Source organism: Enterococcus spodopteracolus, assembly GCF_030441955.1.
Classification (GTDB): Bacteria; Bacillota; Bacilli; order Lactobacillales; family Enterococcaceae; genus Enterococcus_B; species Enterococcus_B spodopteracolus.
In genome coordinates, this window is record NZ_JARJHD010000004.1 from 114,558 (window position 1) to 127,705 (window position 13,148).

Annotated in this window: 13 protein-coding genes; 1 reads left to right on the forward strand and 12 read right to left on the reverse strand. The window is 37.3% G+C overall.

The window, feature by feature from the left end; genetic code table 11:
- Window positions 1-49: 49 nt before the first annotated feature.
- The 11 genes from P3R27_RS07205 to map all read right to left on the reverse strand — a co-directional run bounded on the left by P3R27_RS07205 (window position 50) and on the right by map (window position 11,701).
- Window positions 50-2,062, reverse strand: a complete 2,013-nt coding sequence (locus P3R27_RS07205) for a DUF7657 domain-containing protein (RefSeq protein WP_034688520.1) — start codon at window positions 2,060-2,062, stop codon at window positions 50-52.
- A 46-nt stretch (window positions 2,063-2,108) separates the two neighbouring features.
- Window positions 2,109-2,960: a dTDP-4-dehydrorhamnose reductase gene (gene rfbD, locus P3R27_RS07210; protein WP_034688522.1), complete on the reverse strand. Its 852-nt coding sequence runs from the start codon at window positions 2,958-2,960 to the stop codon at window positions 2,109-2,111.
- Window positions 2,961-3,410: 450 nt separating this feature from the next.
- Entirely contained in the window at window positions 3,411-4,439 is a 1,029-nt protein-coding gene (gene rfbB, locus P3R27_RS07215) for a dTDP-glucose 4,6-dehydratase (protein WP_034688524.1), read from the reverse strand.
- Window positions 4,440-4,462: 23 nt separating this feature from the next.
- Complete coding sequence (gene rfbC, locus P3R27_RS07220) at window positions 4,463-5,035, reverse strand: dTDP-4-dehydrorhamnose 3,5-epimerase (RefSeq protein WP_126133996.1); 573 nt, start codon at window positions 5,033-5,035, stop codon at window positions 4,463-4,465.
- A gap of 13 nt (window positions 5,036-5,048) precedes the next feature.
- A complete protein-coding gene (rfbA, locus tag P3R27_RS07225) occupies window positions 5,049-5,915 on the reverse strand; it encodes a glucose-1-phosphate thymidylyltransferase RfbA (protein ID WP_010735945.1) in 867 nt (288 codons plus the stop codon).
- 98 nt (window positions 5,916-6,013) lie between these two features.
- On the reverse strand, window positions 6,014-6,724 hold the full coding sequence (locus P3R27_RS07230; RefSeq protein ID WP_034688550.1) for a glycosyltransferase family 2 protein: 711 nt from the start codon (window positions 6,722-6,724) through the stop codon (window positions 6,014-6,016).
- Window positions 6,725-6,728: 4 nt separating this feature from the next.
- Entirely contained in the window at window positions 6,729-7,556 is an 828-nt protein-coding gene (locus P3R27_RS07235; protein ID WP_034688531.1) for a glycosyltransferase, read from the reverse strand.
- Window positions 7,556-8,356: a glycosyltransferase gene (locus P3R27_RS07240; protein ID WP_034688532.1), complete on the reverse strand. Its 801-nt coding sequence runs from the start codon at window positions 8,354-8,356 to the stop codon at window positions 7,556-7,558. The genes P3R27_RS07235 and P3R27_RS07240 overlap by 1 nt, the downstream gene beginning before the upstream one ends.
- A complete protein-coding gene (locus P3R27_RS07245) occupies window positions 8,356-9,486 on the reverse strand; it encodes an MraY family glycosyltransferase (RefSeq protein ID WP_034688534.1) in 1,131 nt (376 codons plus the stop codon). Before P3R27_RS07245 ends, P3R27_RS07240 begins: the two co-directional genes overlap by 1 nt.
- Window positions 9,487-9,563: 77 nt before the next feature.
- Window positions 9,564-10,487 (reverse strand): YihY/virulence factor BrkB family protein, encoded by a 924-nt coding sequence (locus P3R27_RS07250; protein ID WP_034688536.1) that lies wholly within the window; start codon window positions 10,485-10,487, stop codon window positions 9,564-9,566.
- 449 nt (window positions 10,488-10,936) lie between these two features.
- On the reverse strand, window positions 10,937-11,701 hold the full coding sequence (map, locus tag P3R27_RS07255) for a type I methionyl aminopeptidase (protein ID WP_034688538.1): 765 nt from the start codon (window positions 11,699-11,701) through the stop codon (window positions 10,937-10,939).
- A 162-nt stretch (window positions 11,702-11,863) separates the two neighbouring features.
- Between map and P3R27_RS07260 the strand changes: the two genes are divergently transcribed.
- Entirely contained in the window at window positions 11,864-12,307 is a 444-nt protein-coding gene (locus tag P3R27_RS07260; protein WP_034688539.1) for a flavodoxin, read from the forward strand.
- Between the two features lie 111 nt (window positions 12,308-12,418).
- On the opposite strand, the gene P3R27_RS07265 is transcribed toward P3R27_RS07260, so the two are convergent.
- Window positions 12,419-12,988: a TetR/AcrR family transcriptional regulator gene (locus tag P3R27_RS07265; protein WP_126133992.1), complete on the reverse strand. Its 570-nt coding sequence runs from the start codon at window positions 12,986-12,988 to the stop codon at window positions 12,419-12,421.
- Between the last annotated feature and the right edge of the window lie 160 nt (window positions 12,989-13,148).

Here is a 13,148-nt window from a genome sequence, read left to right on the forward strand (position 1 = left end):
ATCCAATATCCCCTTTTTTTGCACACATCTTCTTCAAACTACAAATTTTTTATTGACCAGTAGGTGTTTGCCAAGTAGCATAGTTTGGATACGCTACTTCATAGATCATGTGCCCATCGTCGTCTGGTCCATATAATTTAGTGAACTGCGCTTCATTACGCTGATTATAGTCATCTAATGGACGCTTGGTTACGACATATTTGATGCCTAACTTTTCAGCATCATCAAAATTCAAAGTCACTGAGAACATGTCTGGACGATCTAGCTTGAAGGCTGTATCTTCTTTGGCAATAAAAGCTCTAGTATGGGCATAACGATTGTAGAAACGCTCATATTCCCCTTCTGGATCAATCAATTGCCATGCAGCTTTGTCTGGATAAAAGCGGACCGTATTGAATGCCTTCACCCCTAAAGCCGGTGTGAAATTATAGAGCTCATCTTCGGTTAACCATACTTGACCTGGATCCTGTTGATCGATTTTTTGAATTTCCTTGGCTAACGTTTTTTCAAAAATTGCACCTGTTCCTTGGACAACTGGATTCACAAAGAAACCAGAAGCAATGATCAATGCACTAAATGAAAGGTAGAAAAAGACGCGTTGTCGAAACAGTGCAAATGCTAAAAGGAGTGTCCCCAGAACAATCACACTAGTTAACTCAAAGCCAGAGAAATAGCCTTCCATCTTGGAACCTTGTAACGCATAGTAATAGATACCTGCATTAGTAATCAATAAGACGAATTTATACCACGTAGGGATGACATCGTGTTTCCAAATGTACGCGATAAACCAAATCGATAATAGAAAGGCAGCAAAGCTGAAAGTTAAGATCGCACGAAATGGTGGGACAAATGATAACAAGGTCAATTGAGCCATCGTTCTAGGTAAGCCAATGGTGATCCAAAAAATTGCGAAGAGACAAAAGAGCATTAAGATCCGACCAATAATTTTTTGATCGTCGTTTTTTTTTCCAAACAAGACAAATGGACTTGCTAAAAAGACAGTTGGGAAGAAATGGTAAAAGAGTGCTACTTCTGAGTTATTTGAGAAATTGATATCCTCGAATGGGATTTTCCAGTTCGTTAAGAAATAGAAGAATTCACTAAATTTCCATTTACCACCTGTACTTACTCGATTCCCAGGATACAACGTATTCAAAGAGGCGAGTAACGCATCTTTAGAAATTGACCAAAAATGCCACATGACAATACCAATAAACAACAACGCAGCAGTAATCAATACAGCGTCAAACCAATCCCATTGTATTTTTTTGCGGTAATAGATCAGTAAACCGACAAAATAAAAAACTAATAGATAGGCGAGCATCACTTGATGGGCCGGATAGATGACTAAGATAAATCCGAGACCGAATATGACCACTAGTAACATCATCAATGCGCGCAGCCACTTTTTTTCATGGTGATAAAAATAATGATAAAAGGCGACCATTAAACCAATTGTAAAGAAAATCAAATCGCCAACGTGTTGCATGAACCACCATTGAACAGCTGGTGAGAAGGTCAATGCAAATGACCCAATCAACGAAAGTGGCTTGTTTCTTTTCGTTAAGATCATCAGGAGTTCAAATCCTAACAGGACCATGACTACCAATTTCATTGCCCAATAAAAGGATAATCCTCGATCCCTTCCTAAAAAGAAGAATCCCCAGTTAAATGGCTTACCGATAACAGTGATATCTTTCACTGGTGAATTGTAGGCAATAATCATATTTTGACCATTCAATGAATAATCTTCGTTGATGACCGGATACCCCGATTCTGCTTGAGAGAAATAAAAAGGTGTTTGGACCAGCCATTCATCTGAACGAACTTCTCGATTTTGACCAAAAATCACATCCGTCTTTTTCCCATCATCTCTTTGGGATACATAGTTATCCCAGCTACCGATCGAACTACCATTCAAGTTGAAGGTCACAACAATAACGATCACTAGTAAACCAATCACATAACGCAATTTCAATAGGATATCTAACAATGGATGCGTCAGTTCTGTTTCCGTTTGTCGTGGTTTATCTCGCCTTGCACTTCTTGTTTGTTTTTCCATAAAATTCTCCAATTTCTTCGTTGTTTCTTTTTTCTAAGGAAAAACCTTATTTGTTTAATTTTTCAGAAACTTGTAACATTTGTTCAAGTGCTTCTTGCCACGTTGGAATAACAAAACCAAGATCTTCCGTTTTTTTCAGGCTCATCACTGAATATTGTGGACGTATCGCTTTTTGTGGATATTCGGCTGAAGTAACAGGAGCTACTTCTACTGCTGTATCTTTTAAGATTTCTTTTGCGAATTCATACCATGAACAACTATTCTCGTTTGATAGATGATAGACACCATATGGTACTTTTTCTTCGATTACATAGACCATAAATTCAGCCAGTGTGCGTGTCCATGTTGGACGTCCAAATTGGTCATTGACCACTGTTAATCGATCATGGGTTTGTGCCAAACGTTGCATCGTATAAACAAAGTTATGACCATATACACCAAATACCCATGATGTACGAATAATATAATAATCTTCTAAAATTTCCTGCACTGCTTGTTCGCCTAGTAATTTTGTACGACCATATTCATTCAATGGATTGGTTGCATCATCTTCTAGATATTCTTCAGCTTCTTTTTTACCATCAAAGACATAATCGGTACTGATATAAATCAATTTCGCATTTACTGCTTTTGCTGCCAATGCAACATTTCTCGTTCCGTCTACATTGATTTTTTCATCTAATTCTTTTCCTTCGTCTTCAGCTTTATCGACAGCAGTATAGGCTGCACAATGGAAGATGACTTCAGGCTTTAAGTCTGTGATATAAGCCATTGTTTTTTCTGCATCTGTGATATCTAGTTCTTGGGCGTCAGTCGAAACATAATCTAATCCTTTCTCATCTAATAAATGACGTAACTCGGTACCAAGTTGACCATTTCCACCTGTTAATAAAAACATAACGCAATCGCTCCTTGATTTATTTATTTTTAAACTGTTTTTGTAAAAATATCATTAGCTATCATGTTGTCTTTAATGAACGCTTTATCTTTGAAATTCGATTCATTCAACTGTTTGTTCGGAGTATGGGACAAAAATAACGGTCTCATTATCTCCCCCTTATCCCCAAACAACGGCAGAACACTTATGTGCCAACCACGTTCTAAGAATCAAGCTTATTCTACCATATCGGTTCTCGCTTTTCGAGAGGATGAGCATCCATCAAGCGCTCTTAAAAACTTTTTCATGAAAAAAGGGGCAGCGTCAGTTAAACGCAGTGCCCCTTCAATGACTATTTAAAAAGAGGTTGAGTCTCTCAAGCTATCTATTCAAGCAAGAAAAACATCTGATAAGAGGAAGTCTCTGACTCTTATCTAGGCAGCTTGTGCGAGGGAGTCGATTTCTCGCTTCTTATTGTCCATTTCTAGCGTAAGCTGCTTCAACTGCTTCTTTCTCTTTTTGCCACCATTCTTGGTTCTCTTCGTACCACTTGATGGTTTCTGCTAAACCATCACGGAAATTAGTGAACTCTGGCTGCCAACCAAGTTCTTGTCGAAGCTTGGTTGAGTCGATCGCATAACGCAAATCATGGCCAGCACGATCTTTGACATGTTCATAGGCATCTTTAGGCTGACCCATCATTTCTAAGATCATTTCCAACACGGTTTTGTTATCTTCCTCGCCATCAGCGCCAATCAAATAAGTTTCCCCAATATTCCCTTTGGTTAGGATCAACCATACGGCAGAAGAGTGGTCATTCGTATGGATCCAATCACGAACATTTTTTCCTTCTCCATATAACTTAGGTTGGATACCACTTAAAATATTGGTGATTTGACGTGGAATGAATTTTTCAATGTGTTGATAAGGTCCATAGTTATTGGAACAATTTGAGATTGTCGCCTTTAGTCCAAATGAACGAACCCAAGCTTTCACTAATAAATCAGAACCAGCTTTTGTTGAAGAATAGGGGCTGGACGGGTTGTAAGGTGTTTCCGCAGTGAACTTCTCACCTTCACCCTCGCCATGACCTGGTAAATCCTCACGTAATGGTAGGTCACCATAGACTTCATCCGTAGAAACATGATGATAACGAACATCGTACTTACGGCAAGCTTCTAGCAATGTATACGTACCAATGATGTTAGTGTGTACAAACGGAAACGGATCTTTAAGTGAATTATCATTATGTGATTCAGCAGCATAATGAACCACTGCATCTGCTTTTTCCACTAATCGATCGACTAATTCTGCATCTGCGATATCTCCGACAACCAGCTCCACACGATCAGTTGGCAATCCTGCTAGATTTTCTTTATTTCCTGCATAAGTTAATTTATCTAAGACTGTCACATGTACTTCTGGGTGGTTTTGTACAACATAATGTACAAAATTTGATCCAATGAAGCCTGCTCCACCAGTAACAATGATATTTTTCATTTAATATTTCTCCTCATCAAATGTTAGATTTCACCATAAACAAATGGGTTTTCTGCTTCAAATTCTTTTAGTGTAGGATGATTATGGTCTTTTTCAGACATGATCGCTTTTGAAAGATCGATCGGCCAATCAATCGCTAACTCTGGATCGTCAAATGCGATCCCACCGTCTGCTGCGGCATCATAATAATTATCGCATTTATAAAGGAAATTCACATTTGGTGTCAACGTCACGAAACCATGCGCGTATCCCTTGGGTACAAGTAATTGACGATGATTATATTCAGATAAGATATAACTTTCCCACTGTCCATAGGTCGGACTACCTTTACGAATATCGACGATCACATCTAAGACTGCTCCTGAAGTGACACGGATCAATTTTGTTTGAGCAGATGCTCCTTTTTGAAAATGCAAACCACGAATCACTCCTGCTTCAGCAGATAGAGAGTGATTGTCTTGAACAAAATCAAAATCTAATCCATGTTCCGCAAATTTTGCTTTTGAATAGCTTTCTGTAAAGAAACCACGATGGTCCCCAAAAACATCCATTTCGATAATTTTAACATCTGTTAATTTAGTATCCGTCACTTTCATCACTAAAAACTCCTTATTCAGCAGCCAATCTTAATAAGTATTGACCATATTGATTTTTTTTCAGTGGTTCTGCCAAAACAGCTAATTGTTGTTTGTCGATATAGCCCATTCGATAAGCCACCTCTTCTAAACAAGCAACTTTTAAGTTTTGACGCTTTTCAATCGTTTCAATAAATGTAGAAGCTTCAAGTAAAGATTCATGCGTGCCTGTATCTAACCATGCAAAACCACGTCCCATAATCTCTACAGAAAGTTTTCCTCTTTCTAAATATGCTTTGTTGACGTCAGTGATCTCTAGTTCGCCACGCTCAGATGGTTTGATTTCTTTTGCAATTGAAATCACATCGTTGTCGTAGAAATAAAGTCCTGTGACAGCATAGTTTGATTTTGGTTCTGTTGGTTTCTCTTCAATAGAGAGAGCTTGCATATTTTCATCAAATTCGACCACACCAAAACGTTCCGGATCATTAACATGATACCCGAAAACGGTCGCTCCACTTTCTCTAGAGGCAGCACGTTGCAACATTTTTGATAGTCCGCCACCATAGTAGATATTATCTCCTAAAACAAGACAAACACTATCATCGCCAATAAATTCTTCCCCAATGATAAAAGCTTGAGCTAAGCCATCGGGACTCTCTTGAACCGCATATTCAAGGTGGATACCTAGATCATGCCCATTTCCAAATAATTCTTTAAAGCGCGGGGTATCTTGAGGTGTTGAAATAATCAATATCTCCTTGATACCTGCCAACATCAAAATAGACATTGGATAATAGATCATTGGTTTGTCGTAGACTGGCATCAACTGTTTCGAGGTTGCCTTTGTTAGTGGGTACAAGCGTGTTCCGCTTCCTCCCGCAAGGATGATTCCTTTCATGAATATAAGCGCTCCTTTTTCTTTAAATTTTCACTTTCGTTATTATCTCATCAATCCTACTATTTGTCATGGATTTCTTGAGAATTTAACAATATCTTTTAGAGATATTTTTTCCATTTCCGCTGAATGAGTGCTTGGATCAAATGAATCCGCCAAGTGATTTTCTGGCGCCAACTACTCTTCGTTTCAATTTCACTTGCATTAAAATCGTGTCGCCGATAAAGAGTCAGCGGTTCTCGAATAAAGCCCGCATGATTCCCCGCCAGCAAACCGATCCACATATCATGCATCGGTACATTGTCAGGTATCGGTAAGATCGTCTCTTTTAATGAAGAGCGAAAAGCCATCCCTGCACCGATATAGTTACTACGAATCAAATTCGTCAACCAGCCTTCTTTGGATCTCCTAAAGGTAAAGTATGAGGAATGGAGCTCATTCAACTGGCTATCTACGATCACTAAATCTGAAATAACTACTAGTTGTTTTGGATGAAGGCTAAAGTATTGTGTGATTTTCTCTACTTTCCCATCTAACCATACATCATCTTGATCTGCTAAAAATATCAGGTCTCCCTGAGATTGTTCAATCGCAAAGCCAAAATTTTTGATCAAACCTTGTTTAGGACCTTCAAAAAGTTTGATACGTGGATCATTATGTGCATATTCTGTTAAGATCGACCAAGTATCATCGACTGAACCATCATCCGAAATAATCACTTCATCTTCTGGAGAAAGTTGCTTTAAGATACTATCCAATTGTTCTTTTAAATACGCGCCACCATTAAAGGTTGCTATACAAACCGATCGCATCATTTCACACCTTCCAATTATCAACAAACGAACGTAAAGTCATTCGCCAGATTTGACGATTCTTGACAGTCAAAAATTGCTTTGTCATTCTTAATACTAACTGCTTCCGATGTTGCCTTAAATGCTGACGGTCGTATTCTTGGTAAAAGAGCGACTCAGCAGCCAATATCGACTGATAGCGTGTTACGTTGACTTTTTTATCATCTAATACTGAGAGATCATGAGTCATGCTAGTGGCTAAAACTACAATTTCTTTGTTTAATTGTTTGATTTGCCAAAAAAGCCAATGATCTAAAAAATCGAGTGGGAACACTGTATTATAGCCATTGATCTCTCTTAAAAATGTGAGCGAGAATGCCGCGCCAGAATTGATTGCCATAATCCGTTGACGTGTTACTACTGGCTCTTCGATCACTTCGAAGTGGCGATTGATATAGTGGTCTGCCCACACCGGAGAGATTTGTTTTGTACCAGAAAATACTAAGGGGACCGCAGCTACTCGCTCCTTTGTCCAAGTGAGTTCGGCTACAGTTTCCAAATAATCAGTACCTAACTGAGTGTCCTGATCTAATGTTACAAGTGTCTGTACCGTATCTGAAATGTGGTCAATTGCATAATTGTAAGCAACCGCTAGGCCTGGATTTGCTGGATCATGATGATAATGGACGTTCTTTTCTGAATAAAGCACATCAGCATGTGCAACAGGACTATTATCAAAAATAACTAACTCCACTGTCCCAGCTTGGGTAGCTGCTTTTAAATAATCGTAAGAAGGCGATTGGTTGATTTTTTGGTGATACAATACGATCACTACTGCTATTTCTGGTGTCATTAGAAGAAAGTCCACCCCCACTTATGGAAGAATTTCATCATTGAATTTAAAAATATTCGAAAAAGTTTGAAGTTACGATGCGCCCCTTTTCCATATAGATGGATGGCACTATAACGTGGCGTATAAAGGATCTTTTCGTTTGCTTTTTCAAAACTTAAACAAAGATCATTATCTTCAAAATACATAAAGTAGCGAGTATCAAACCCATTGATTGATTTAAATTTCGCAACATCTACTACCATAAAACTACCAGAAATCATGCGCACATAAGAATCACGATCCTCTGGCAAATCACGACATTCAAAGCGATTCAATCGCCGATCAAACATTTTTTTGACAAATTTGAAAGGAATGAAACGTAGTACATAGTCGAATAGAGCTAAACGCTGTCTAATCAAGTATTGAGTCGTCCCATCTTCATTCAAGATTTTAGGTGCCAACATCGCACATTCAGGACGCGTTTCTAAGAGCGCAACCAGGTCGATCACCGTCTGCTCATCTACTAAAATATCTGGATTAAAAATCACCGCATATTTTGCAGCGCTTTGGAGCAAGGTATGGTTATGACCAAATCCAAAGCCTCGGTTTTCATTATTGAAATAAATATTCATGAACGGATATTTTAAATATTCGCGTAATCGTTCTTGGTATTCAGGTGTCGAGTTATTATCAAAAATTTGAAATTCAATTGCCGGTTCTTCACCGATCGTCGCAATGATCGTATCTAATGTCTGGAATATTTTTTTACTATTTGCTGTCACAATGCTAATTAAAATCGGCTTTTTTTTATTGTTCTCCATTAAGGTCTTTTCCATTTCTTAAAGTATTTCTGCATCACTTGTGTACGGTATTCTTTATTCCCTAAAAACCGTAATGTTTTTAGAATAAATTGGTATTTTTCATTGATCAATCCGATCAATTCAAATAATAAAATAGCAGCAAACAGCATCACTAAGAACAAAGCGATCGTTCCAAGACTTCCCGTATAATTCATGATCATTGCAGTAAATGAAAACATCAAAGCGATGGAGTAGATCGTCAAAACAGCTCCTTTATGGGTAAAGCCTAAAGCGAGCAATCGATGATGCAAATGCTTCTTATCTGCCGTAGAAAATGATACTCGATTTGCTTTTCTACGAATGATGGCAAAAAAAGTATCTGTAACAGGTACACCCATGATGATCAACAAAGAAATCGATGAAACGAAAGTAACATTCTTTAAACCTTGCAATGATAACACCGCCATCATAAAGCCTAAGAAAAGTGCACCTGTATCCCCTAAATAAATTTTTGCTGGATAAAAATTGTAAGGAAAAAAGCCGATGATACTTGCAACTAAACAAAAAATAACTATAGGTATATATACTGTTGAGGCATGTAAAAAAAAGTAGCCAATAATACCAATGGTCATCAAGCCAATCAAAGATATCCCTGCTGCTAAGCCATCTAAGCCATCAATCAAATTGACTGCATTAGTGATCCCAAAAATCCAAAAAATGGTGACAGGAAAACTAAGCCAACCTAATTGGATATATCCTAAGAATGGTAAGGTAAAAGAATCAATCCTGATATCAGCGACAAAATAGATGATCAAAGCCGCTAATAAAATACCAATACTTTTTTGCTTAGGTGAAAGTTCATATTTATCATCAAGTAATCCGGTCAGCACGATGACGGATGCAGCCAACAATATAGGTAGAATATAAAATTTAGGAATGATATCTTTGAATAAAAACAAACTAGATATCACGAAGGAAACAAAGATAGGTAAGCCACCAGCTGAAGGCATCGGCACTTTGTTTATTCGTCGTTCATTCGGTTTATCGACCATTCCAGTTTGAACTGAAATTATTTTAAAAATGGGGGTCAATATCAAAGACAATAAAATTGTCAAAAAAATCCTTATTACAATACTAAAAGAAACCAGCATACGGGCACCTACTTTATTTAAAGAGTCATTAATAATTATAAAACACTGTCGCTATTTTACAATAAGAACTCGTGTTTCTAATTCTTTTTTTGAGAAAATTTATTTTTTAGTTTACCAAGCCATGTTGATGTGATGCTTTTTCGTTCTTTTATTTCGTTTCCTGTTATGTACTCTTGCACAACAGCATTGATGATTCCACCAAGAATAATGATCGTCGCAGCAAAGTTTAACCAAAGCATCAAAACGATAAAACTTCCGATGATTTGATAACCGCTCACACGCGTTGCAAAATAACGAGCATAAATTCCAAAAACTTGTGACAACAACATCCAACCAGTCGTTGCAAATACAGCCCCAGGAATCACTGCTTTAAATTTCAATTGCGCATTTGGTACAATCCAATAAATCATAAACATGATCATAAATAAAGCCACCAAAGTAATCGGCCATTTCAATGTTTGGAATTGGTCAATAAAGTTTACAGGTATTTTAAAGATCGGTTGAATCGCCTCTAAAATCATTTGTCCTAATCCAAGTACTAAAGTGACACCACTAATCGCAACCATAAACAAGATGATAACTATTAAGGAAAAGAAACGGACAATGATGAAATTTTTTCTATTTTCAACTCCATACGCTTTATTCATGGCAATCTGTAATGCATTGATACTCTGACTAGCTGACCATAAAGCTGCAATAGCTGACAATGACAACAAACTACCAGAACTTTGTGTCAACAAATTTTTTACCGCCGGTCCAATAAACTGATAGATCGTTTCAGGAATCACTTGGCGAATATAAGTCAAGACAGTTTCTTGATCGATTTGAAGATACGGTAGAATATTTCCAAGCGCAATAATCAATGGAAACAAAGATAAGAGTAAATAATAAGCCACAACTACTGAAGTCGTTCCCATTTCAGAATCAACGATCCTCTTTTGCGTCGTCTCAATAAAACGCATTAAATTCTTATGTTGTTTTATTTTATTCAAAATATTCATAGAAATCTCCTGTTCAAGGTTGTGAAAGAAGCGGTCTGCACTGAGGAATAAGTCAGAAAAATCGAAAATGGCTTTTTCATTTTGGTTTTTTCTGACTTATTATTGAAGTGTTGCTTCTTGAACACCGTTTATCTAGGTTGTGAAAAAGCTGCTTAGCTCCAAGTATTAAGGCAAAATTTGAGAAAATAGCTCCCCATATTTTTTGATTTTTTAGCTTAATGTTGAAGGTCAGCTTTTCGAACACCGTTTATCTAGATTGTAAAAAAACTAATAACACTGAGGAAAAGGATGGCAAACCAGAAAATAATAGACATATTTTTCCAATTGCCACCCTACTATCTTAGTTACTAGCTTTCCTACAACTTTTATCCATTATTTGAAGAAGAAGGTCATCCACAACTTGCTTCATTTAATTAAACAGTTTGAAAACTGTTCGTTGAAAGAAGCACTCAGTAAGTTCCTTCCTCACCTTGAGAAGTCAAGATTCTTGGACCATCTTTGGTGATAGCCAATGTGTGTTCATATTGACAAGATAATCCACCATCTCTGGTATAAGCAGTCCAACCATTTGGATCCATTTTCATTTTCCATGTTCCTGTATTGACCATTGGTTCGATCGTAATGACCATACCTTCTTTTAAACGTAATCCTTTACCTGGTTCACCATAATGAGGAATAGTTGGTTCTTCATGGATCGTTGGTCCTACCCCATGTCCAACAAAGTCTCGTACGATTCCTAGATTTTCTCCTTCGACGTACGTTTGGATCGCATGACCAATATCCCCAATACGATTACCGACTTGCGCTTGCTCAATGCCGATATATAGTGCTTTTTTTGTCACTTCCATCAATCGATCAATTTCAGGTGTAGATTCACCGACCACATATGCCCAGCAAGAATCAGAGATTCCGCCTTTTAAATCAATACACATATCCACTTTCACTAAGTCGCCACTTTTAAGTGGTTTTTTTCTAGGAAAACCATGACAGATCTCATCATTGATACTGATACACGTCGCATATTCATATCCTTCAAATCCAATTTGGGCAGCGACTCCGCCATGACTTTCGATATAATTACGTACGAATACTTCGATATCCCAACTAGTTATTCCTGGTTTAATGAAATCTCGCAGATTTTTATGGACATCTGCTAATAATGCACCAGACTCTGCCATTGCTTCGATCTCACGTGCTGATTTTAATGTTATCATCTATTCTCGTCTCCTTTTTACAAATCCTTTTTATTTTAACATAGTAGGAAGTATTTAGCCAAATCCCATAGTACCTTTATAAATCTCGCTTCCTTTTTCTCAAACTTTTGGTATAATTGGTAGTTGTTGAAATGCTATTCATTAAAATTTAGGAGGCGCCTTATGGCTTTAGCAAAAATCGTTTATGCAAGTATGACTGGTAACACGGAAGAAATCGCCGATATTGTTGCAGAGGCTCTGGAAAATATGGATATCGATGTTGAAAACAATGAATGCACACAAGTAGATGCTGAAGACTTTCAAGAAGCAGATATTTGCGTAGTTGCTACTTATACATACGATGACGGTGATCTACCGGACGAAATCGTGGATTTTTATGAAGATTTACAAGAACTTGAATTACCTGGAAAAATCTACGGTGTGTGTGGCTCTGGAGATACTTTCTATGATGAGTTTTGTAAGTCAGTGGACGATTTTGATGTTGCCTTTGCAAAAACTGGTGCTGTTAAAGGTGCCGAAAGTGTGAAAGTTGATTTAAACGCTGAGGAAGAAGATATTGAAAATCTTGAAGCGTTCGCAAAATCTCTTGTATCCATGTTATCTTAATCACAAAAAGAAGGATGTGTTTACCACATCCTTCTTTTTTTAGAAGCATTACGTTTTGTAAATCAAGGCATTACTATCAAATGGGGTCGATCAATTTTTCAAATAAGCAGATCAGTCTACTTCAATCGGATCTTTTAAGCTCAAAATGGCATTGATGCTGTCTTGGATCATCTTTTCGATTTGTGTATCCGTCGGATGGATGATATTCGATGACATCAAAGCAGCGATACCTGTTGCAATGATCCACGTCCCATTGTGCAGCGAGACTAGTTTATCACCTGACAAGTCCATGTATTTTGGATCTTCTTTCACTACGTCCATAAAGTAATTATAGGAGAAATTTTGCATCTCTCTTCCGCCACCATACTCTTCCAAGTAAAGTGAGCTATATAATTTCTTTTCACGATTTGCGAAATGGATGTAATTCAACGCTAAATCGACAATCGTATTGCCGGTATGTTCTACAGGAAAGACTTCGTATTTTAGATAATCGTAGATTTGCTCAAATAGCGCGTGTTTCAAATCATCCATATTTTTAAACTCTAGATAGATTGGTTGAGTAGAACAGTTCATTTTATTTGCAATGTTTCTCGCAGTGAATTTCGAAAATCCTTCATTGGCAGCAACTTCATAGGCCGCTGCCAAAATCTGCTCCTTTGTTATCGTTTTTTTTCTTGCCATAATTTTCTAATCTCCTTGAAATTTTTTATAACGCTTCCACCATTGATTAATACTATTGTACCATTTTTTTTCAATAAGCAAAACTTGTTTTTTTATTTTTTACAAATTTTTCTGTCATTATACTCTCGAATATCAGCGCTTTTTTGTGTTTTCTAATTAA

Bases quoted from the DNA above. Each gene is read 5' to 3' on its own strand.
- P3R27_RS07205 (WP_034688520.1), bottom strand. From the start codon at position 2,062: ATGGAAAAACAAACAAGAAGTGCAAGGCGAGATAAACCACGACAAACG.
- P3R27_RS07230 (WP_034688550.1), bottom strand. From the start codon at position 6,724: ATGCGATCGGTTTGTATAGCAACCTTTAATGGTGGCGCGTATTTAAAA.
- map (WP_034688538.1), bottom strand. From the start codon at position 11,701: ATGATAACATTAAAATCAGCACGTGAGATCGAAGCAATGGCAGAGTCT.
- rfbC (WP_126133996.1), bottom strand. From the start codon at position 5,035: ATGAAAGTGACGGATACTAAATTAACAGATGTTAAAATTATCGAAATG.
- rfbB (WP_034688524.1), bottom strand. From the start codon at position 4,439: ATGAAAAATATCATTGTTACTGGTGGAGCAGGCTTCATTGGATCAAAT.
- P3R27_RS07235 (WP_034688531.1), bottom strand. From the start codon at position 7,556: ATGACACCAGAAATAGCAGTAGTGATCGTATTGTATCACCAAAAAATC.
- P3R27_RS07250 (WP_034688536.1), bottom strand. From the start codon at position 10,487: ATGAATATTTTGAATAAAATAAAACAACATAAGAATTTAATGCGTTTT.
- P3R27_RS07240 (WP_034688532.1), bottom strand. From the start codon at position 8,356: ATGGAGAACAATAAAAAAAAGCCGATTTTAATTAGCATTGTGACAGCA.
- P3R27_RS07245 (WP_034688534.1), bottom strand. From the start codon at position 9,486: ATGCTGGTTTCTTTTAGTATTGTAATAAGGATTTTTTTGACAATTTTA.
- P3R27_RS07265 (WP_126133992.1), bottom strand. From the start codon at position 12,988: ATGGCAAGAAAAAAAACGATAACAAAGGAGCAGATTTTGGCAGCGGCC.
- P3R27_RS07260 (WP_034688539.1), top strand. From the start codon at position 11,864: ATGGCTTTAGCAAAAATCGTTTATGCAAGTATGACTGGTAACACGGAA.
- rfbD (WP_034688522.1), bottom strand. From the start codon at position 2,960: ATGTTTTTATTAACAGGTGGAAATGGTCAACTTGGTACCGAGTTACGT.
- rfbA (WP_010735945.1), bottom strand. From the start codon at position 5,915: ATGAAAGGAATCATCCTTGCGGGAGGAAGCGGAACACGCTTGTACCCA.